Genomic DNA, 21,725 nt, shown 5'->3' with positions numbered 1-21,725 from the left:
TGGTATGAGTACAGCTGATGAACGAGCTGCGAGCTTGTCCCGCAGTACGCGGAATCAGGAAGAGAGTGCTCGAGAGAGCGATCAGCGGGGCGATTCACGAGAGCACGCGGATAAGACGCAATCAAGAGGCTCCCGCACTCTGCTATGGATGTTGAAGAAGGGCATCGTACCAATTATCGGATTCATCATACTGATGGTTGGATTATATATCGGTTACTCGGTGATTGGTAAGCAAGAGGGCAGCGAAGTATTCCGTATCTCCACATGGAAGCATATGTGGGATCTGATATTCGCTGATTCCTAGCAGCCATAGCCTCTTACGGGAAGCTGTCCTATTGGGCAGCTTTTTTTTGCAGTTTATTGTAGTTGCTGAGAAGGTGATGTGCAAGTGCAGTGATAGTGAAGTGCAAGTGCGAGTGCAGAGCAGGTGCAGTGCAAATGTGTGAAGGTAATGGCGATTGGGTTAGGATAAGTCTAATCCTAACAAGGTGATGCCGAGCAGCGCACAGTGGCGCGGTGTACAGCAGAGCGGCCCACAGATACAATCTGTGGGCCGCTCTGCTTGTTGTGCCTTATTGGTCTAGGATATTAGGATACCGTTACTCTCAAGGTGACGGACTTGCCATTATAGGTTGCCTTAATGGAGGTAGAGCCCTTGCTGACGGCTGCAATCTGTCCATCGGCTACGGTGGCAATCTTCGTATTGGATGACGTCCACGCCGAAGCTGCGGTCACATCCAGCGTCTTGCCATTGTCATAGCTGGCAGCAAGCTTCAAGCTATACTTCTGTCCGGCGGCAAGCTTGAGCGACTTGTCAGAGAGGGTCAGCGACTTCAGCTTCGCCGTGACTGTAATTGGAATGGATATCGTCTTGCCTTGGTAAGTGCCGACCAGCTTGCCAGTTCCCTCTATGAGAGCCTTCACGCTGCTGCCCTTCACACTCGCGAGTGCAGCCGGGGTCACTTCCCATCCCATCTTGGAGCCGATGGATACCTTCTTCCCGCTCTTGTAGTAGCCCGTCACACGAACGCTCTTGGACCGGCCGGGGTTCAGAGCGATGGCTTCCGGTTCCGCAACCAGCTTCACGATCTCTTCCTCTATCGTTACACGAATGCTCGTAGACTTGTTCAAGTAAGTAGCGGTCAGCGTGACGGTGGAAGCGACCAGCCCTCGCATCGTCGTAGGCTTCACTAGCAGATTAGCGCTGGAAGCCTTCCATGTGACCTTATCAGTAACGATGGCTTCGTCCCCATTCTCATAGATTATCGTGACAGCTGGAAGGGGCACTTCCTTGTTCAGAACGACGCTGAGGGAGCTGGCTTCGGTCTGCAGCACCAGCGGCTTAGCGTGCACTTGAACGGTCACCGTCACGGTCTGGGACTGGACCTTGCCTGTGAGCACAGCCTCGCCGATCTTCAGCGCCGTCCACTTGCCATCCTTCACCTCGATAATATCATCATCGCTGGTGGTCCAGACGGCCAGCTTGCTCACATCCAGCTCTTCGTCGCTAATGGACTGGGCGATCAGCTTGGGCAGAGACTCGCTCGCCCCTACGAATCCGTCGAGCTCGTCCTTCTCCACGTCCATATCCTTGATGCTCGGATAGACGGTGACATTCAGGCTGCGCGATACACCCTTGTACGAAGCTGTAATCTTGGACGTCCCTGGAGCCTTAGGCGTAATGACGCCGCCTGCGACAGTTGCAGCCATAATGTTCGATGAAGTCCATGTGGCGTCGTTGCTCACGAAATCCACTTCATCCTTATCATCAATAACCGATACTTGGATCGTCTTGGTCCCACCCTGCAGCAGCATATGAATATCCTGGCTAGGGGTGAACTTCATCGCTTGGTAAGCGGGTCTAACGACAACTTCAACTGAGTCGGAGACCCCATAGCGAGTTGCAGTAATCATAGCCTTACCAGCGGCCACTGGGGTGACTATTCCCTTCTCTACCGTTGCGATGCCAGCATTGCTGCTTGACCATACGGCTGAGTCGGTTGCATCCAGCGGACTCCCGCCTGACTTCGGCTGAACAGTCGCGGCTAACTCCTTCGAATCACCCTCTACCTCGAGCTCCAGCACATCGTCGGGCTCTATGCTAAGTGACTTGTAGGGAGAAGTGACGTTCAGCTTCACCGTGTCGGACTTGCCCTTGTACTTCACAGTAATCGTAGCGGTGCCGACACCAGTTAAGGTAAGGGTTCCCTGATCAACCTTCGCAATCGCAGCATTCGAGGTCGACCAGACCGCTTCGCTAGTAATGGTTACCGCAGAGCCATTGCCCTTCTTCCCCTCTGCGGTGAACGCAATCGATTCATTCATCTCCAGATCTAAGCTGTCTGGTGCAGCTGTACCGTTCCGAAGCAGCGTGACTGTGTCATAAATATAATCGGAAGACACATTCATAGAGATGGTCTTCGTCTTATAGGTGGCGCTGATAACGGCAGTACCTCTGGCCAGGCCGCTAATAATCCCCTTATCTACCTTGACGATGCTGGCATCAGAGGACTTCCAGGCGGCGCTGCTCGTGACATTCACCTTGGAGGTCGAGCCTTCGAAGGCTGCCAGTACGCCTAGCTCCAGCCGGTCTTCTTCCACCAGCACGCTCAGTGAAGAGGAGGACGTATCGAACTCAATGCTGCTGAGCACCTTGTCCTCTGCTGCGCTTGTGAGTCCTGATAACGGAGTCATAACTAATAATAAGGCAAGAGTGACAGACAGCGATCTCTTGCAGAGACGCCCTGAGAAGCTGCGAATGGTATGGAGGTTCATCATCCCTATCCTTCCTGTACAGTTGAGTATGGTATGTGAGGTATAACGGCTGCTGAAGCGAGGAAATGAAGTCATTTTGCATATATTTACAATTAACTTTTTGTGATTGGTCACACGTTAGACGCAGAAAATGATCGAGGCTTGCGGGGGTTGCAGTTTTTTTTTTCAAAAGGTAGTTGTATAATGGTTGGGAACCTTAGAAGGCTGCCATTCATGGGACAAAAACAAAGAGGCTTGAACCCACAGACGCTTCTGGTCGCGGGCCCAGCCTCTCTATCTTAACCTCCATGAACTGCAGTACCATGAAGGATAGTTATAGCTTGGGTTGTAATGGACATTATTATACTTCGCTTCAAGTAGAAAGGGGCCTAATCGCCGCATGTTAGATATTGTGCAAATTCAAGAAATTATTCCCCACCGTCCCCCGTTCCTGCTCATTGACCGGATTCTTGAGGTCGAAGCAGGCAAGAGTGCTGTCGGGATCAAAAATGTCACGATGAACGAGCCGTTTTTCGTGGGACATTTTCCAGGATATCCGGTTATGCCCGGTGTGCTTATCGTAGAAGCCCTTGCCCAAGTGGGCTCTGTGGCACTGCTCAGCCTCGAGGCTAATCGCGGGAAGCTCGGCTTCTTCGCCGGCATTGACGGCTTCCGCTTCCGCGGGCAAGTGAAGCCAGGAGACACACTGACGCTGGAAGTGACGATTACTCGCTTCAAGGGTGCCATTGGCAAGGGCCAAGGAACCGCTAAGGTCGGCGATCAAGTGGTAGCTGAAGGTGAGCTTATGTTCGCGCTGTCTAATCCATCCTAGAATGAACTATATAGATAAAAAATAGGGATAAGAGAGGAATGGTTGTATGACACAACATGCTGCAGAACGTTACGAGGCTTGGCTTAAGGATCCGTTAATTGACGAGGTGACGAAGGAAGAGCTTCGCGGACTGGCTGGACAAGACAAGGAGATTGCCGATCGCTTCTACCGGGATCTGGAGTTCGGTACGGGCGGGCTTCGCGGCGTCATGGGTGCGGGAACGAACCGTCTTAATGCTTATACGGTAGGCAAGGCGACGCAAGGTCTGGCGAACTGGATCGTTGGCAAAACTCCTCAAGGAGGAGCGTCTGTAGTCATCGCACATGATTCGCGCAACAACTCTCCGGAGTTCGCCCTCGATTCCGCGCTTGTACTGGCTGCTAACGGCATCACCACTTATCTGTTCGAAGAGCTTCGTCCGACTCCTCAGCTGTCCTATGCGGTTCGCGCTCTGGGCGCAACCAGCGGCATTGTCATTACAGCCAGCCATAATCCACCTGAATACAATGGGTACAAGGCTTATGGAGCCGACGGCTGTCAGCTCATTCCTGAGGAAGCAGAAGAGGTGATCTCCTCTATTGGCGCCATTCAGAGCTTCGGAGAGATTAAGCGCATCTCTCGTGATGAGGCAGAGGCAGCCGGACTGCTGCGTTGGCTGGGCGAAGAGGCAGATCAGCAGTATGTAGACACGGTCGTGTCGCATAGCTTGAATGCGGAATTGCTGCGAGGCGGGCTGGGCGAGCGGTTCGGCGTTGTTTTCACCCCGCTGCATGGGACAGGCAATAAGCCGATTCGCCAGGTGCTGGCTGCGGCCGGGTTCACGAATGTACATATCGTTGCGGAGCAAGAGCAGCCGGATGGTTACTTCAGCACGGTGAAGTCGCCGAATCCGGAGGAGCGTGAAGCGTTCACTCTGGCTATCGAGCTGGCTAAGAAGACCGGTGCAGATATTATTGTAGGAACGGATCCGGACTGCGACCGAATGGGTGCCGTCGTGAAGAACAATGAAGGCGAATACGTCGTGCTGACAGGCAACCAATCCGGTGCGCTCATGGTGAACTACGTGCTGAGCCAGCTGGCTGAACGCGGGGAGCTGCCTGCGAACGGGGTCGTCATCAAGACGATCGTAACGAGTGAGATGGGCGCGGATATCGCGAAGTCATACGGAGCAGCTGTAGAGAATACGCTGACGGGCTTCAAGTATATCGGTGAGAAAATGACAGAGTACGAGAAGACTGGCGAGCATAGCTTCCTGTTCGGCTATGAAGAGAGCTACGGCTATCTGACGGGCACCTATGCAAGAGATAAGGATGCAGTCATCGCTTCGTTATTAATCTGCGAAGCAGCGGCATACTATAGCAATCAAGGAAAAACATTATACGACGTCCTGCTCGAGCTGTATGCCAAGCACGGCGTATATATGGAAGGCTTGGAATCAAGAACGCTCAAGGGTATCGACGGCGTTGAGAAAATTCAGTCGATCATGGAAGCTTGGCGAGCGGATGCGCCTGTAGAGGTTAACGGAGTGAAGATTCAAGAGGTGCTCGACTATCGCTTGGGCATTCAGGGCCTCCGTCCGGAGAACGTGCTGAAGTTCCTGCTTGCGGACGGCTCTTGGTTCTGCCTGCGTCCTTCAGGGACGGAGCCGAAGATTAAGGTGTACCTGGCTGTGAGAGGCGACTCGACAACTGAAGCTGCAGCTAGGCTGCAGGAGCTGACGGCAGCCGTCATGGAGCGCGTGGACAACCACGGATAATGGAACGGAGGAACAACGTGCTAGCGCAATGGCAACAATGGAATCGCAGAGCTAAGCTATGGCTGTGGGTGCTCGTATTAATCGCCGTCATAGCGGCTCTGCCGATTGGCTCCACGCGAATGAAGATGGAGCGAACCTCTTCCGAGGTAGAGTATGTATTCGATTATCGTGACCTGGTTGAGATTGCGGAAGTGCAGCCGAAGCCGAGGGAGTTCGTATCCCAGCAGCTTCTCAGAATGAAGCAGGCTGGCATCACTACGCTATCCATATATGAGAGTTCACTCAGAGAGCTGGCAGTCGCCGGCAGATTGTCTTACTATAGTGCTAAGGATGCGGCGATGCTTCAAGGGCTGCCTCCGTCCAATGTGGAGAACTTCACGTATGTGATCTTCAGCGGCGGGGACGAGCAGCAGGCAACGAAGCAGCTCGTGCAAGAGGCTTATGATCGATTAGGAGTGGCGTACAAGCCTTGGAAGTTTGGAGGCCGTGACGGCCTGATCATCGAGCTTGGGGTGCAGGATGCTCTGCTTAAGCCGATGGGTCCTGACCAAGTAGCTATGAAGCAACTGACCGATGCGGGCTTCAAGCTGCTGCCGCGCTTCTCGGATCGTTCTCGTCCTTATGATCAAGAGGAGACGTCAAAGCTGCTCCAGCAGTTCAAGGAGCTTGGCGTAGACCGTATCTTGTTCGACGGGGATAATGTGAAGGGTTATGCGGATCAGGGGGAGATGAACTCCTTAACCGGCTTCGCCGAATTGTTGAAGCAATACGATCTGGGCATTGCAGCCATTGAGAACTTGAAAAAACCGCAAGGCGGCATTAATAAAATCGCCTATCTAACCAATTATAATGTAACAAGGCTATATTCCTTGTCAGCAGACGATGCCGCGCAGGTCACACCGAAGACGATATCGGATCGGTTCCTCCTCGCGGCGAAGGACCGTAACATCCGCATGTTCTTCATGAATGGCGGGGCGCAGTCCAGCCTGGAGAAGGCAGGAGTTGTGCATCCGCTGGACAAGCTGTACGAAGCGCTGGAAGGTCCAGACGGAGCAGTAGCAAGGCTGACTGATGCTGGATTCCCTGCAGGGTCAGCTGAGCCGTTCGAGGTGGAGCGCCCTTCATGGGCGAAGCCGCTTAAGGCAGTTGTCGCTGTCGGCGCGGTTGCGCTGATTGCCTTGCTCGTCGGAGCTTATGTTCCGCTCGTATTGATTCCTGTGTTCTTAATCGGCGCTGCCGGCAGTGCTGGACTGTTCGTGCTCGGGAAGAACTCGTTGCTGGAGCAGGCTCTGGCGCTTGGGGCAGCGATAAGCGCACCGACGCTTGCGCTCATCTGGGTCATGAACCGAATCTATGCGAGGACCGACGGCATGCGCCGGTTCGTTGGCGGCTCGGATTGGTCGGTCGGTCGGAGCGGCGGAGATCGTGTCGTCTCGGGTACGGGTGAAGAAGGCCTGGCAGCTGCCAGCGGCATGCGCTGGGTATTCCCGGGGCTGACGTGGACGAGGCGGCTTGGGATGGCTGTGATGCTTTTCATCATGACCTCACTAATCTCGCTCGTTGGCGTGCCATTCGTATTCGGATTGCTGAATAATGTCACTTACAGCCTCGTGCTGGAGCAATTCCGCGGAGTGAGCCTGCTGCACCTGGCACCGATTGGACTCGTTGCTCTGTATGTGTTCCTCTATACAGGCCAGTCAGTCATTGGGAATGTTCGCAAGATTCTCCGCACACCGATCACGGTCATGTGGGTCGTGCTAGGGGTCGTCCTTGCGGCGGCGGGTGTTTATTACCTGTCACGTACGGGTAATGAGGGGCAGGCATCATCCATTGAGCTGCTGTTCCGCAATTGGCTGGAGTCGACATTCGGGGTTCGTCCGCGTACGAAGGAGTTCCTGTTGTCTCATCCGCTGCTCTTGCTAGGCATCTTCTTGTCGCTGCGCTACCGCGCAGCATGGGTGCTCATCATCGCAGGCTCAATCGGACAGCTATCAATGGTTGATACATTCGCACATATTCATACACCGCTCTATATATCCATCATTCGTGTCTTCCTCGGACTTGGATTGGGCGTACTATTCGGAGTTATCCTGATCGGCGTGTGGCAGGTAGTGGAAGGGGCATGGAAGCGATGGGCAGGCAAGCTCACAACGAAGTCCGTCGACTCGTAATCTCGGGTTATTACGGCTTCCGCAACAGCGGGGACGAGGCGGTGCTTCGTTCGATTCTGCTGGCGCTGGAAGAGGAGGGCAAGGAGCAGGGAATACGGATTCAGCCGATTGTGCTGTCCGCCGACCCTGCTTGGACGACAGAGATGTACGGAGTAGAGTCCGTGCACCGGATGCGTCCGAATGAGTTAGTGAAGGCGATTCGCAGCAGTGATGGCCTCATTAGCGGAGGCGGGAGCTTGCTGCAGGATGCAACGTCAGCGAAGACGATACCCTACTATGTAGGGGTGATTAAGCTGGCTCAGCTGCTGGGCAAGCCGACCTTCATCTATTCACAGGGCATCGGCCCGGTGAATCGCCGCTGGATGGATCCGCTGATCCGCCATGTCATGCGGCGGAGCGCGTATGTGTCTGTGCGGGATGCCGAATCCGCCGCCCTGCTGGGGCGGATGGGCGTAGATCGTGACCGGATCGAGGTTGTACCCGATCCGGTCATGGGCTTGCCGCTGCCGGCTGGGGCAGCAGCGGCAGGGGGGGTGCCGCCGGCGCAGAGCTCGGCGGCACCGGGGCCTGCGGCGCTCGGCGAAGCCGCGCCGCGGCCTGGGGCGCAAGCTGCAGCTGGCGAAGCCGCTGCAGCAGCGCTTGCGGGCTTGCCGCCGGCGGGGCCCGCGGCGGCTGCGCCCGAGGGCGCGGACACGCCGCCGATCCTCGGCGTGTCGCTGCGCCGCTGGCGCAAGGACGGCGCGGACCTCGTCCGCGCCGCCGACGCCTTAGCGGCGCTCTCGAACCGCCGCGCGGTGCGCCTGCGGTTCCTGCCGTTCCACACCCCCTTAGACGCGGATGCGTCTAGGGAGGTCATGGAACGGCTCAGCGGCAAGCTCGGCAGCGGAAGCACCGCCGAGCTTGCCGCCCCTGGCGAGGACCCCCAGCGAATGCTGCTGGAGGTGTCCCGCTGCGATGCGCTTCTAGGCATGCGCCTGCATGCGCTCATCTACGCGGCGAACCAGAGGGTACCGATGCTCGGCCTGTCGTATGATCCGAAGATCGATCAATTCCTCCACCGGCTCGGGCTGACGCCCATCGGCACAACCGAGCGGCTGGACGCCGAAGCCTTCGCTGCAGCCGCGGCCGACTTGCTGGATGGACGCGAGGCATGGCTTGCCTCGCACTCCCCAGCCATCGAGACGCTGAGGAGCGAAGCATCGAAGCCGGCGCAACATATTGTGCGCCTGCTCCGTCATTAATAACTGAGGTGATCTTGGCTTGACCAGAGTTCAGACGACTAACCTAACTTATAAGGAACACTCGGAGGCAGATAGGATGAGTACAGCGACCGAAGCTGGAAGTCATGCAGAAGGCTCACTTGAGAACAGCAGGCCAACCAATCAACCTGAAGCAGCAGCAGACACGGCTTCCACAGCAGTCACTGCACCACTTGCTTCTACTCCTGCAGCTCCAGCTGAAGCGGCTGCAGCTCGGGGTCCATCCGTCGACGTCTTGCCGCACGTTCCGAAGGTATCCATCTATGGCATCCCATTCTCCAAGATGAGCATGGACGATACCGTTGACTACCTGACGAATGCAATCGAGGCAAGGCGGCTGACGCATGTCATCACTGCCAACCCGATTATGATTATGTCGGCCGTGGAGAGCGAGACTTATTACAACATGATACGCAAGGCTGATCTCATCGTTCCTGACGGAGCAGGCGTTGTCTGGGCGGCAAGCCATGTCGGTCAGCCGGTAGCCGAGCGGGTACCGGGCTTCGACCTGATGCATCGTCTCATGGCTGTTGGCGAGACTCGCAGGTGGAAGGCCTACTTGCTGGGCACGACCCAAGAGATAATTGAAGCCGCAGCGGAGAAGCTGCAGCTCCAATACCCCCAGGTCAAGATTGTCGGTTACCGCAACGGCTACTTTGGCGAAGCCGAAGATGCTGAGGTTGTCCGCGAGATTAAGGAAGCTGCACCTGATCTTCTTTTCGTGGCGAGATCTGCTGCGACTCAGGAACCGTGGATTGCGCGATACAAGCAAGAGCTCGGTGTTCCTCTCATTATGGGTATCGGCGGCAGCTTTGATATTATTGCTGGCAAGCTGAAGCGCGCTCCGGTTATTTTCCAGCGGCTGCGTCTGGAATGGTTCTATCGCTTGCTGCAGGAGCCTAAGAGACTCCCGAGAATGCTTGTTTTGCCGAAATTCGTCGTCAGAGTGCTTCGCGATAAGGATAATGTACTAAAACCTCGCCCAACACCGTGAATATGGCCTAATTCGGATGAAAACAGCATGAAAACGGGATTGGAGTTTCTTTTTCGAACGGAGTATAATTCACTTCGGTAGAAAGAAAAGGGGAGTTGTCAACCATGCCTCAGGGCTTACTGTACTCACTAGGATTCGTGATTGCACTTATACTTGCTATAATAATGACACCTCTGGTGAAGAGATTCGCATTCTTCGTCGGAGCGATTGATAAGCCGAATCACCGTAAAGTTCACACACGCATCATGCCGCGAATGGGCGGACTTGCGATCTACACCGCCTTCGTCGGAGCGTTCCTGGTGCTCGTGCCGTTCCTTCCAGACAATCTGCTAAGCGCAAGAGACCTTAATCTCATTAAGGCGCTGCTTGCCGGCGGTACGATCATTATCATCATTGGAGCGCTGGATGACCGGTTCGAGCTATCCGCTAAGGTGAAGCTGCTCGGGCAGATCGCTGCAGCATGTCTCGTGGTGTTCGGATTCGATGTGAAGATCGACCTCTTGAACATTCCGTTCGGAGAGTCCATGCAGCCAATTGCCGCCTGGATCTCCATTCCGCTCACGATTCTATGGATCGTCGGCGTCACGAATGCGATTAACCTGATTGACGGCTTGGACGGGCTCGCTGCAGGGGTATCCGGTATTGCGATTGGTACCATCCTCGTGATGGCCTGCATTATGGGCAATGTGCCGATCATCTTGCTTAGCTCGCTTCTGCTAGGTGGAATCATAGGCTTCCTCGTCTTCAACTTCCATCCGGCCAAGATCTTCATGGGCGACTCAGGCTCGCTATTCCTAGGATTCAGCCTGGCGACGCTGTCCATGATTGGGTTCAAGCAGGTGACGATCGTCTCCTTCGTTACACCGCTGCTTATTATTGGTGTACCGCTGTCGGATACATTCTTCGCCATCGTTCGCCGCTGGGTGAACAAGAAGCCGATCTTCGCACCGGATAAGGGCCATCTTCACCACTGTCTTCAGGAGCTGGGCTTCAGTCATCGCCGCACCGTCCTCATCATCTGGGGCGTTGCCGCCATCTTCGGAGGCTTCGCAATCATGCAAGCCACTGTGGTCCAGTCCAGCGCTGCTAACTGGGTGACCTTCCTCGTCATCTGTCTGCTCATGTTCTGCCTGCAGATTGGCGCGGAGCTCATCGGCATCGTAGACAAGTCCCGCCGTCCGCTCATCAACTTCCTGGCCCGCCTGCGTGTCCGCGCGAAGGTGGATGCGGGTTCACGTACGAAGTAATTATATTATTTTTATGTGAAAATAAAGAGCAGCGCCCCACACACAGGGCGCTGCTCTTTTTGTTGAATTTCCAATTCACCTAAAGTTTCCTCCGGCCTATTCCGATAAAAAAACTACGTAACTTTTCATGAGGAGGAAAACAGTGTGACAAGATTGTGGAAACAAACCTTGAGCTTATTGGTTGCTCTCGCACTACTCGTAACCATTGCTCCAATCGCCCCGGTCAAGGCGGCAGGCTCCTACTTCACATTTACCGATTTCAGTCCAGAGGTGAACAACCCGACGATTGTTAACAACAACACGGTTAACTTGGGCGGTTCCTTCAGTGATGTGTCTCCTAACTCAATCACATTCCGAATCGAACGCCTTGTTAATGGAGCGGTCGTTGAATCCTCGAACGGCTCTAACAATCCATTAATCAACGGCAATACGTTCTTATTCGCTGGTGTTCAATTGTATGAAGGTCTCAACAAGATCACCGTACTCGGTACGAGCGTGAACGGCAACATCGTTGAGGGGGCTTGCTATGTCTCCTTCGGCAACGTGCCTGTTATTACGGAAGTTAAGCTTGCAAGCGGCGTACCACTAGTAGATGGCAAGTCCGAGATCGTGACGACGGCTAACCCATCTATTCTGGTTAAGGCGAACAATGCCACGGAAGTAGTCATCAACGGCCGTGTTATGTTCAATGGTGGTGCGGGAACGTTTGTTATGTCTGACCTTAACTTGCGTCCGGGACTTAATAGGCTTGAGATTGTATCCCGCAATGGGAATAAGAGCTATACCTTGATTAGACAATTGACTTACTTTGGCAGCACACCAACTGCAATCAATGTATCCACGGTTGCTACACCGACCACCATTCTAGATGGGAAGCCTACGGTGGCGCCATTCGATGCTGCAATTAGCGGTAAGGTGGTATTTGCAATTCCAACTACTACCGTCCCAACAGCCCCTGATTTTACTCTAGAACTGTTCAGAGATGGTGTGTCTGTTCAATCAGCAATTCCAGCAACAAGCGGAGCATTGGTCGTGAATTCAGGATGGCATGAATTCTCATTCGTAACGGATATTAATGTTGACGCACTTAAGAATGGTAACTATACACTATGGATAAGATCGGATTCTTATGGAACGAGTGCTAACTTCCCGCTCGAGTTCACCGTTCGTAATGCTAGCGGAGCCTACATCCGTGACATTAGGCAAGTCTACGGAGTGATTACATCTGGATCGGATGTCAGCTACACATCAAGTACTACTTTTTCGAATAACAACACAGTTAGTCAACTGCCGTTATACCTGGCAATTGATGCAGCGAATTTCACGACAGGTACTTCAAGCATCACAGCTAAGGTTAACGGTGTAGCCGCGCCTGCTGGATCATTTGAAGCAACATTATTGAAGAACGGCACACAACATGTGTATCGTATTGATGCGATGCCTCAAGGGGAGGTGGAGTTATCATTCAGTGTCACTCAAGGCAGTAATACAGATACAGTTACTAGAGTGATAAGGTATTCTCCCATATCAGCCATACAGATTACTAACACCTATGATGGAGACATTTTCTATGATGGAACTCCCTTCAAGAAGGTTGCAGGTAAGTTAATTAACTTTAATCTTAATTCTCAGGCTGACAAGGATTCACTTACAATCATGCTCAATGGTGTCACTACGAAGCTTGATACCTTCAATTCCGATGGATCATTCGATGAGGATCTCCCAGGTGACTTAGTATATGGTCCGAACGAGCTTATCATCTCAGGTAATGCGAATGGTGTTGCCGTATCAACTAGAATTACTATATACCAGTTCTCTTCAAGGCAACCTATAATTGCGCAGGTTAAGCCTGTTCCATATAAGGTACATCCTAAGTACGATGGGAATAATGAAAGGTACTTTACCGATATAGACCAGAAGTTCAAGTATGTCTCTCTGAACAACTATACAACTACTGAAGAATATGTAGATATTCTCTTCAATGTGAGGAATGCCTTGAATCTTGTGGTTAAGGTTGATGGTCAAGATTATGCTACAGCCAGTGTTGCCGTAGGAGCACCTAATGACGGCAAGATGAGTATTCCTGGGGCTGACGATTTCAAGTTGTATCTTGAGAATGAAGATGTGGTAGAGAAGTCTTATGAACTGCGTTTATTCAACTTAGCAATGCCAACATCGGGAGCAAAAAGCATTACTATATCTGCACAGATTGGCTCAGAAAATGTGAGCCAAACGATAACCATTACAAGAGAATTCGTTCCTTATGAGTTGCTCTCACCTAAGCTCCCTCAACAAAAAGTAATTAATCAAAATTTCCTGCCGGTTAGTATTAAGGCTCAGGGTGCGGATCGTGTTGTCATTGGTAAGGCAGAGATGGTCTTAGAACGACCTGATGATTATATCTTCCGCTATGAGTTGAAGAACTTAAAAGCTGGCGTGAATAAAGTTAAATTTACTGTCTACCGCGGAGAAGAGAGTCTTAACGGGGAGTTCTCTGTTAATTATGCGGCAGATAACTCAATTGGTGCACAATACAAGGCATCGGTCACTGCAGGTAAAGTCTCAGCATTTAAAGGTGAGCTTGCTCTAACCTTCCCTAAGAACACATTCCTGCGACCTGCTAATGAGTTCCCGGGCCAAGATGTAGATACAATAGATTTATTTGATTCTCAACAAATTCTATTCGGTATTGCAGACCGCACAGATGGAAGAACGGTCAAGGTATACAATGCAGTAGGTGAATATGATAATCAGCAGCCAAAGCCTCAGGCACTTGATGGAACTTTTAAGAACATAGGCTACAGTGAGTTCGGAGCTTCTGTACTCCGCCCTACAACTCACTTCGGCTTCGCGTCCAACCTGTTCTGGATTGACCCAGGCGCAGTTCAAGGAACGATGCAGACGGGCTACAACTTCGTAGAAGGACAGCAGCCTTATGCACCCGGCAACGAGTTCCACAGCAGAGCTCTAAGCAAGTGGCTAGAGCCATCTAACCAAGGCAAGATTACGATCAAGTACGATCCAGCTATTCGCGATGTTAACGCCAAGCTCCTCAGTGTATGGCGCTACTATGCTGGGCAATGGTCCAATGTGGGTGGAATAGTCAACACTGGACAGAAGACTGTAACTGCACCGCTGGACGGCTTCGGCTACTATGTCGTCAGCACGCTGCGTTACAGCTACAATGATATTGTAGGTCATGAGTATGCTCGTAACTCCATTGAGCTGATGTATGCTCGCGGAGTTATGAACCCGAAGGGCAACAATGAATTCGGTGTATATGACAACATTACACGTGGTGAATTCGCTCAATTGCTGGTGAAGGCATTCCAGATTCCGCTGGAATATGATCCGAATAATATGACGTTCGACGACGTTATCCCGCTAATTGGCCTAAGTCCATTCTGGGATTATCGTTATATCGAGACCGCAGTACGCAAGGGGATTGTACGTGGTAAGGGACCAAGAGTATTCCTACCTAACGAACCGCTCACGCGTGAAGAAGGAGCAGTCATGATTGCACGTGCAGCTAACCTGGTGAAGAACGGTGCTGAGAACCAGACGAAGGATCGCGCTACGTTGCAGAAGCTGTTCACAGATGCGAATATCATTGATGTGTATGCCTTAGCTTCCGTCATAGCGGTTAACAAGGCGAAGTATATTGAAGGCTTGCCGAATACAACGACGGGTACAGCGAAGAAGTCCTTCCGCTTCGATCCGAAGTCCAACTTGAAGCGAGCAGATGCAGCCATTATTGCTGAGAGAGTCATGAGGAAGCTGAAGCTTATCTAATAGAGAACAAGAGCCGGGGGACGATCGATCCACCGGCTCTTCCTCTTAGCTGTCTTATAGGGCTTGTCTCAAGGTGCAAGATTATCCATGGAAAAACTTACGCATCGACGTAAATCTAAGGAACAAGCTATACTAGCAATGTAAGAGCGGCTTAGATTAAGAATTATACATAAGCAGGACAAGGATTATTAAATTTTCAAAAGTTTTTCCTAATCTAACGCAACTTTTCCGAAAGCAGTGCGTTTATATAGATGTCACTGTCACAAAGCGACACAAGTTTGCCCTCATTTTAAGTATAAGGTTAGTAAGTTGGGACTAATTCTCAACTTTCCCTTTACGATAGAGAGAGCCCATTGTATAATGTATAGTGGTATAGCATCTCTACCATATTTTTCTACCCTAGTTTACGAGTTTCTGCGACATGTTATTACATACCGGGTTAAACATGGCGACAGACATCATTTATACTTAATTTACGCTCAACTCTGGAGAGGGGGTGAATCGACAATGAGGGAATCGAGCAATTCATTATTTTCACAAAACTCTCAAGAAACAAAGGTACTTAGAGGAGGAGAAAAAAAGGTTATGAAAAAAGGATTATCCATTCTAACAGCAGCTACGGTTGCATTCTCAGTTATGTCATCTGCGGCATTCGCAGCTGAAGTTCCAGCAAAACCATCCGTAGAAGATCAGTACAAAGCACTAGTTGCAGCAGGTATCTTCGAGGGTGACGAGAACGGCAATGCTAACCTTGACAAAGCAATGAACCGTGCACAAGCAGCTAAAATCGTTGCTCTACTTACTGGCTACGAAGAAGGTACTGAAGTAGAAGATGCAGGCTACAAAGACTTGACTGGCTACGGCTGGGCTAAAGACTACATCAACTACGCTACTGAAGTTGGCGTACTAGAAGGTAAAGGCGGCGCTAAATTCGATCCAGGCGCGGATGTAACCATCCAACAACTGGCTAAAATCGCTGTAGAAGTTCTGGAAGCTTGGAACATCGAAGTTCCAGCTGGTGAAGAAGTAGAAGGTGACGTTGATGCATGGGCTGCTGAGTATGTAGCATCTGCTGTGTCTGCTGGTCTTCTTGAAGAGCAAGACGACTACACAATCGAAGCACTTCGCGGTCTTCTAGTAGTTGCAGCTTACGAAGCGGTTCAAGCAATTGAAGCTGCTGACGAGCTGAAAGTTACTTCCGTTAAACAAACAGGCGCTAAAAAAATCACAGTAACTTTCAACAAAGAAGTTTCTGCTGAAGCGAAAAAAGATCTTACTTTCGCACTGAAATACAGCTCTGTTGATTACAAAACTACTGCTACTTACGCAGCTGACAACAAATCAGTAGTACTTGAAGCTGCATTCCTTCCAGCAGCTGAATACACAGTAACAGTAAAAGGCTATGAGCCAGTAGCAGTTACTGTAGCTGATGAAAAAGTATCTAAACTAGACATCGCTGCTGTAGCAGTATCAAAAGCTGCTAACCAAGATCTTAAGGTTAAAGCTTTTAACCAATTTAATGAAGAAATTAGCAATGTTGCACTGAACTTGTCCGTATATAATGCTACCAAAGGTGCTTCAATTACACCTGCAGGAAACGTTATTGACGCATCTGGTACTGACCTGAACGATAACATTATCGTAACAGCAACTCATGCTTCGACTGGCACCACTGTTTCGAAAACATTTAAAGTCGTTTCTGGTAGTGCTGCTACTGTTGTTCAACTGAGCGCAGTTCAACCACTTGAAGGGAAGTCACGTATTTCCATTAACGAATCAGGACTGGTACTTCCATACAACCTAGCTGATCAAAATGGACAAAAGATTCTGCTTCCAGAAACACCAGCAACTAACCTAACAAATGGTTCGGTTACGATTGGTGGGATTACGTTCATCGTTAGCAATCCGTCTGCAATTGATACATTTGCAGTAGATAGCAAGGGTGTTCTTACTTTCAAAACATTAGCTGCTTCTGGTACAGTTACAATTACAGCTATTAACAATGTAAATGGCCAATCTGGCTTCACAACTGTTAAAGTTGAAGCAGCAGCTAAAGTTAAAACCTTCCAAATGAGCCATCCAGGCGTACTAGTTGCTGCTGGTGAGGATGTTAAAATCCCATTCGTAGCTGCTGATACTTATGGTGCTGCAATTGCAGGAACAGATCTTGTTCTTTCCCAAATCAATCTTGTATCATCCAATGGTGCTGTAACATTTACTAAAGCACTTAATAACAAAGGTGAACTGGTTGTCAAATTCACTGGTTCAGGTGTTACAACATTGTTTGCTTACATCGATGGAGCGCTTGCTAGCCAAGTTCAAATTGACGTTAAAGCTACTGCTACACCTGTTAAAATTGTTGGTATCGAAAACGTTCTAACTACCTTTACAAAAAATGCTGAAGTTGGTTTTAATGTCGGGAATATCAAGTATGTTGATAACTATGGTCGTTCAAAGAATGTAGCTGCTAACTCTTACACTGTAGAATCCAGCAATGATTTAATCGTAAGTGATGCTACTGCTGGTAAATTGATTGGTGGAACAACTACAGGGACTGCTACAATTAAAGTATCACTGAACGGTGTTACTGGCTCGGATTACACATTCAATGTTTCTAATGTTGCTACTTCTGACGTTAAATCGTTTGAAATCAACGACATTGGTACACTTTATGGTAAAGATTCAAATGGGTTTGTTGCTCCTAAAGTAACTTCTTATGTAAAAACTGTATCTCTAACTGGTAAACTTGCTAACGGTACTAAAGTGGCAATTGTACAAGATGATTTCCTTGACTTTGTTACTACTTCTGATGCAACAATTGTCCTTGCTGATGGTGCTAAAATTGCTGCTATCAAAGCTGGCGAAGTTACAGTATCTGCTTGGAAAAATGGTAAAGTTGTAGCAACTGCAAAAGCAACTGCAGCTGATGCTGCGCCTGTAGCAAAAACAGTTGAATTTGGTGCTTCTTCTTACACAGTAGGTAACACTGCTTCTGTAACTGTAAAAGATCAATACGGAGTTGCTGTTGCTGCTCCAGTTGGATATTTCTACAGTGAAGATGCATCTGTAGTAGCTGTGAACCTTACTACTGGTGCCCTTACTGCTGGTACTAAGAATGGTGAAGTAATTATCACTTATGTAACAGCTAACGGAGTAACTGCAACAACAACAGCTACAAACTAATTATGTAAATAAAGAGGACAGAAGCATAAGCTTCTGTCTTTTTTATTTTAATTAATTCACATAGAAACTATTCCACCTCAACCTGCGTCTATATAGTAACAAGTCACAGGAGGAATGAATGTGAAACAGAACTGGATGAGGGTAAGTGTTGCGACATTGGCTACCTGTGCATTGTTGGCTCAAGGAGGTCTGCAGAGCTTCCCAATGCAGCACTCTAATGTAACTCATGCGGCTACATCAATTGCTAATCAAGTAATTAAGCTTAGTAGCTCAGCAACTTTAACCGTTAGAGATGGAAATATGCTCATGCAAGATGCAGGTAAAGTGTTTGCCTACACCATAACTATAACGAATAATGGATCAACGGAAATTAACATGAGAGACTATTTTGTTAGACTTAAGTCTAAGTCAGGCAAGAAATATACCTCTACCGTTATTGAAGCGGATAAAACAAAAGGACGAATCTCACCAAAGACTACTCAGAATATGACTTATTATGCAGTGGTAGATAACGCTGCAAAGTTATCAGATCTTACCTTCGATATTATTAAGTGGGACTTCAATGCTTCCAATTATGAGCGTAAGCTTGGTACGATCTCTTACCCTTCTGGATCAACAGATAAAGTAACCGCCTATCAAGCAAAAACCTTCCTCTACAACAACACAAATATTAAAGGCTCTCTTAAGCAGTACACGGTAAACAAAGACAATAACAACCTCTATGTTACGATGAACATTCTTCTAGAAAATGCTGGTCTCAAAAGTGTAGACCTCACAAATATGAAGTTCTACGGTCAGGCCGATACTCTAGCTGTATATAATGTGAATAATACCTCTCTTAGCGGTGTTGTAGTCCAACCAAAAGAGAAAAAGGTAGTCACCATAAGTGCTACATTCCCATTGTCTATGGCAGGAAAGCCGTTCTCATTAATTGCGGCTGTAACGAACGAGGCTACGGTTAAGTCGGAGGTTCCGGCAGGTGTATTTGCTATGCCACTAATCACACCTTCAGCAGCGGTAGTTCATGGAGTCAAAAGAGCCATCTATATGAACGGTGAATCTGTTAATACGAATATTGGTCTTGCTACATTAAGTGATAATGAAGAAAGCCAAAATGTTGAGCTTGACTATACTCTTGAGAATACTGGCGGTTCATCAATAGCGATGCCAGAATTCAACTTTACATTGATAACTTCAAGTGGGGTAAGCTATCCTCTTGCGTATAATAAAGAACAATCTGGCACTACCCTTCTTCCTAAACTCAAGAAATCAATTTCACTGACTGGCCAGATACCAGAAGCAATAAAACTTGATACAGCCAAACTAATTGTTAGAGCTGGGGTAACGGAAAAAGACAAAGGATACGTGATTGGTACTTACCAGATGAAGCAAACAAGCAATAGTGGTAATTCTAGCAATTCATTTATATATAGCACCAGTTATAACATCAAGCTGAATAGCATTGAGAGACTGCCAATGGAAGATAATGATGTGATAGTCGCTGATCTTAGCGTGCTTAACATAAGCAAAGAATCCAAAAAGGCTCCTAAATTAAGTGGCTATTTTATTATTAATGGAGTCAGACTAGATTCGGAACATCAAAAGGTCCTGTTAGACAACTCCGTAAATATTGAGCCGAACGCGAACTACAATCTAGCTGTGTATGCACCTGTTCCTTATACAACAGACATTAAAACAATCTCATTCGTAGTCACAGATCAGCCCGCAGCAACAACGGATCCTGCAAAGAAGCTATATCAATACGCGGGACAGTCTGTAAATAGCATCTCGTCTAGAAATCTCACACAGCCATATCACATTAATAGCCTTGGGAAAAGAGCTGAAATATCAGTAATTAAATCTAACTTCTACGTAACAGGTAAAACTACTTACTTCTACAGTGAATATGAAGTGACCAACAAAGAAGCTAGAGCAGCATTGCTGGCAAGCTTAGGCGGATACTTGGAAGATTCCAAGAGCATAACGGTTCCATTACAGTTCACGGACATAAAAGAGAAAATTATGCCTAATGGGAAAGTGCTAATTACAGCATGGTCGAAGGTGTCCAAGTATTTTGACAGAAAAGACTTCAAGCTTATTATTGGTCAATCCGTTACTTCAGGAACTGCAGGTCCTAATCCACCGACTGAGGGTTCGCCACAGACTCCAGAACAGAAGGTGATTGTTAAACCTGTAGCCTATAAGTACAAAAATCTTGAATCATCAGCTGCTCTAAAAGAGTTATTGAACATTCCAATAGCAGGAAATATCTTGAGCTTTAAGCGAGTTCAGGCGTATCTAAATGTTACGGGAGACTTCAATGTTAGTGGTCTAAGAATCAATCTTAACTATGATTACTTGCGAGACGAGAAATATGATTATGTAGCTGGAGATCATCAACTACAGATAGAGTTCGTGGATCAAGGAACGAACAAGACCACTTACTCAAAAACATTCGCCTTAAAAGCTAATGATACAAACACACCAGTTCTGAATGAAGCGGTAGATCAATCCTTAACGATAGATTTCGAAGATTCAGCGATTCAGACTAAGGTACAGAACTATGAGAATTATGTCATGAATATCTATGATGTATTCCAAGGGGCTAAAGTATTAGTTGCTACAAAACAATTAAGATGGTTCTATGTGGAGTAAACAAATGCTAGATCATCCCCTCCAAATCTAGTATCCTAGTAACAGGAAACATTTAGGCAATGACTAGTGAAAGAGGGGAACACCGCGATGAGGAACAAGACGATGAGGCTCGCAGCTGCTGCAGCAGTCATGGGGGCTGGAATATGGGTAGGTACGTTATGGCCTTCTATAGTGGAAGGTGATGGAGTAGAGCTGACTCCAGGCTCCGTGGATGACCCAGTCGTAACGAAGAGCTACGTGGACGAGGCGATAGCGAAGCTGGGCGGAGGTACTGCTCCAACTCCTGCACCAGGCGGCGGAACGGGCACAGGCACCGATGCCCTAGCCTTAGATGTAGTAGAGCTGCTGAGCGGAGAGAAGCTCATGGTGAAGGCAGGCGGAGAAGTCATCGTCCGAGTGGGCAAGGCTGTAGCCTACAGCTCAGATACGAACGGTATTGCAGATGTAACCGGGGGCAAGGATCTGAAGTTAGGTACGACAGTACCGAATAACCACTTAATCTGGTTCCCTCGAGACGGACGAGGAGTAATGCCGGACCCAACTGGAGCTGCTGGTATCACTTTAATCGTGCGTGGTGAGTATGAGATTAAGTAAGGTTAGTTAATTTTACCCGCGTTAGCAAAAGGTTATACGCTTCAGAATCCCTGCTTCGTAGCAAAATAACGACAAGTTCCTAAAATCATCAGGAGGTGTCGTTATTATGAGTCGCACTAATCGTACGAATAAAGTTGTCGTTCCAGCGTCTAAGGACGCGTTGAAGCAAATGAAATATGAGATTGCTGCGGAATTCGGCCTATACACGCCAGCTGCTAACCTTAGCGGTATGGATACCGAATTCGCTGGTGATCTGGGATCCATTGGCGGAAGCGCTGGAGCTGGCAGAGTTCATTGGGATGAGATCTCCACCCGGCAAGCGGGTTCTGTTGGCGGCGAGATTACGAAGCGGCTCATTCAGCAGGCGGAGAAGGTACTAGGCGGATATTAAGGTTTTGTAAATGTCAGGTGTTACGACTCCGTTCATTGACACCAAGCGACATTTTCTGTATTATACTGAGTTAGAAGAGTTGTCTAACAACCTTTTC

At 49.1% G+C, this 21,725-nt stretch carries 13 protein-coding genes; 12 read left to right on the top strand and 1 reads right to left on the bottom strand.

Annotated features, from left to right (window positions below):
* Nucleotides 1-4: 4 nt before the first annotated feature.
* On the top strand, nucleotides 5-304 hold the full coding sequence (locus ACFO9Q_RS13660) for a DNA-directed RNA polymerase subunit beta (protein WP_379182888.1): 300 nt from the start codon (nucleotides 5-7) through the stop codon (nucleotides 302-304).
* A 284-nt stretch (nucleotides 305-588) separates the two neighbouring features.
* On the opposite strand, the gene ACFO9Q_RS13655 is transcribed toward ACFO9Q_RS13660, so the two are convergent.
* Nucleotides 589-2,778 carry an Ig-like domain-containing protein gene (locus tag ACFO9Q_RS13655; RefSeq protein WP_379182886.1) on the bottom strand — a complete coding sequence of 730 codons (2,190 nt, stop codon included), beginning with the start codon at nucleotides 2,776-2,778 and terminating at the stop codon, nucleotides 589-591.
* A gap of 376 nt (nucleotides 2,779-3,154) precedes the next feature.
* Here ACFO9Q_RS13655 and fabZ point away from each other — a divergent pair, with 376 nt between their 5' ends.
* From fabZ to ACFO9Q_RS13600, 11 genes are all read left to right on the top strand, one after another.
* Nucleotides 3,155-3,586, top strand: coding sequence for a 3-hydroxyacyl-ACP dehydratase FabZ (fabZ, locus tag ACFO9Q_RS13650; RefSeq protein WP_379182884.1), 432 nt, complete (start codon nucleotides 3,155-3,157; stop codon nucleotides 3,584-3,586).
* Between the two features lie 46 nt (nucleotides 3,587-3,632).
* Nucleotides 3,633-5,342 carry a phospho-sugar mutase gene (locus tag ACFO9Q_RS13645; protein WP_379182882.1) on the top strand — a complete coding sequence of 570 codons (1,710 nt, stop codon included), beginning with the start codon at nucleotides 3,633-3,635 and terminating at the stop codon, nucleotides 5,340-5,342.
* A gap of 17 nt (nucleotides 5,343-5,359) precedes the next feature.
* Nucleotides 5,360-7,513: a DUF5693 family protein gene (locus tag ACFO9Q_RS13640; protein ID WP_379182880.1), complete on the top strand. Its 2,154-nt coding sequence runs from the start codon at nucleotides 5,360-5,362 to the stop codon at nucleotides 7,511-7,513.
* Nucleotides 7,474-8,754 (top strand): polysaccharide pyruvyl transferase family protein, encoded by a 1,281-nt coding sequence (locus ACFO9Q_RS13635; RefSeq protein WP_379182878.1) that lies wholly within the window; start codon nucleotides 7,474-7,476, stop codon nucleotides 8,752-8,754. The genes ACFO9Q_RS13640 and ACFO9Q_RS13635 overlap by 40 nt, the downstream gene beginning before the upstream one ends.
* A gap of 301 nt (nucleotides 8,755-9,055) precedes the next feature.
* Nucleotides 9,056-9,766: a WecB/TagA/CpsF family glycosyltransferase gene (locus ACFO9Q_RS13630; RefSeq protein ID WP_379183071.1), complete on the top strand. Its 711-nt coding sequence runs from the start codon at nucleotides 9,056-9,058 to the stop codon at nucleotides 9,764-9,766.
* Between the two features lie 104 nt (nucleotides 9,767-9,870).
* Entirely contained in the window at nucleotides 9,871-11,013 is a 1,143-nt protein-coding gene (locus tag ACFO9Q_RS13625) for a glycosyltransferase family 4 protein (protein ID WP_379182876.1), read from the top strand.
* A 144-nt stretch (nucleotides 11,014-11,157) separates the two neighbouring features.
* A complete protein-coding gene (locus tag ACFO9Q_RS13620; RefSeq protein WP_379182874.1) occupies nucleotides 11,158-14,805 on the top strand; it encodes an S-layer homology domain-containing protein in 3,648 nt (1,215 codons plus the stop codon).
* Between the two features lie 507 nt (nucleotides 14,806-15,312).
* Complete coding sequence (locus ACFO9Q_RS13615) at nucleotides 15,313-17,988, top strand: S-layer homology domain-containing protein (protein WP_379182872.1); 2,676 nt, start codon at nucleotides 15,313-15,315, stop codon at nucleotides 17,986-17,988.
* A gap of 120 nt (nucleotides 17,989-18,108) precedes the next feature.
* On the top strand, nucleotides 18,109-20,643 hold the full coding sequence (locus ACFO9Q_RS13610; RefSeq protein WP_379182870.1) for a hypothetical protein: 2,535 nt from the start codon (nucleotides 18,109-18,111) through the stop codon (nucleotides 20,641-20,643).
* A gap of 87 nt (nucleotides 20,644-20,730) precedes the next feature.
* Nucleotides 20,731-21,237, top strand: coding sequence for a hypothetical protein (locus tag ACFO9Q_RS13605; RefSeq protein ID WP_379182868.1), 507 nt, complete (start codon nucleotides 20,731-20,733; stop codon nucleotides 21,235-21,237).
* Nucleotides 21,238-21,343: 106 nt separating this feature from the next.
* Entirely contained in the window at nucleotides 21,344-21,628 is a 285-nt protein-coding gene (locus ACFO9Q_RS13600) for a small, acid-soluble spore protein, alpha/beta type (protein ID WP_379182866.1), read from the top strand.
* Nucleotides 21,629-21,725: the final 97 nt, after the last annotated feature.

Source organism: Paenibacillus sp. GCM10023252 (assembly GCF_042653305.1).
Lineage (GTDB): Bacteria > Bacillota > Bacilli > Paenibacillales > Paenibacillaceae > Pristimantibacillus.
Note: the sequence above shows the minus strand (reverse complement) of the source record. Positions and strands in the feature narration are given on the sequence as shown.

Coding starts and splice junctions, on each gene's coding strand:
- ACFO9Q_RS13660 (WP_379182888.1), top strand. CDS start 5: ATGAGTACAGCTGATGAACGAGCTGCGAGCTTGTCCCGCAGTACGCGG.
- ACFO9Q_RS13655 (WP_379182886.1), bottom strand. CDS start 2,778: ATGATGAACCTCCATACCATTCGCAGCTTCTCAGGGCGTCTCTGCAAG.
- fabZ (WP_379182884.1), top strand. CDS start 3,155: ATGTTAGATATTGTGCAAATTCAAGAAATTATTCCCCACCGTCCCCCG.
- ACFO9Q_RS13645 (WP_379182882.1), top strand. CDS start 3,633: ATGACACAACATGCTGCAGAACGTTACGAGGCTTGGCTTAAGGATCCG.
- ACFO9Q_RS13635 (WP_379182878.1), top strand. CDS start 7,474: ATGGGCAGGCAAGCTCACAACGAAGTCCGTCGACTCGTAATCTCGGGT.
- ACFO9Q_RS13630 (WP_379183071.1), top strand. CDS start 9,056: ATGAGCATGGACGATACCGTTGACTACCTGACGAATGCAATCGAGGCA.
- ACFO9Q_RS13625 (WP_379182876.1), top strand. CDS start 9,871: ATGCCTCAGGGCTTACTGTACTCACTAGGATTCGTGATTGCACTTATA.
- ACFO9Q_RS13615 (WP_379182872.1), top strand. CDS start 15,313: ATGAGGGAATCGAGCAATTCATTATTTTCACAAAACTCTCAAGAAACA.
- ACFO9Q_RS13605 (WP_379182868.1), top strand. CDS start 20,731: ATGAGGAACAAGACGATGAGGCTCGCAGCTGCTGCAGCAGTCATGGGG.
- ACFO9Q_RS13600 (WP_379182866.1), top strand. CDS start 21,344: ATGAGTCGCACTAATCGTACGAATAAAGTTGTCGTTCCAGCGTCTAAG.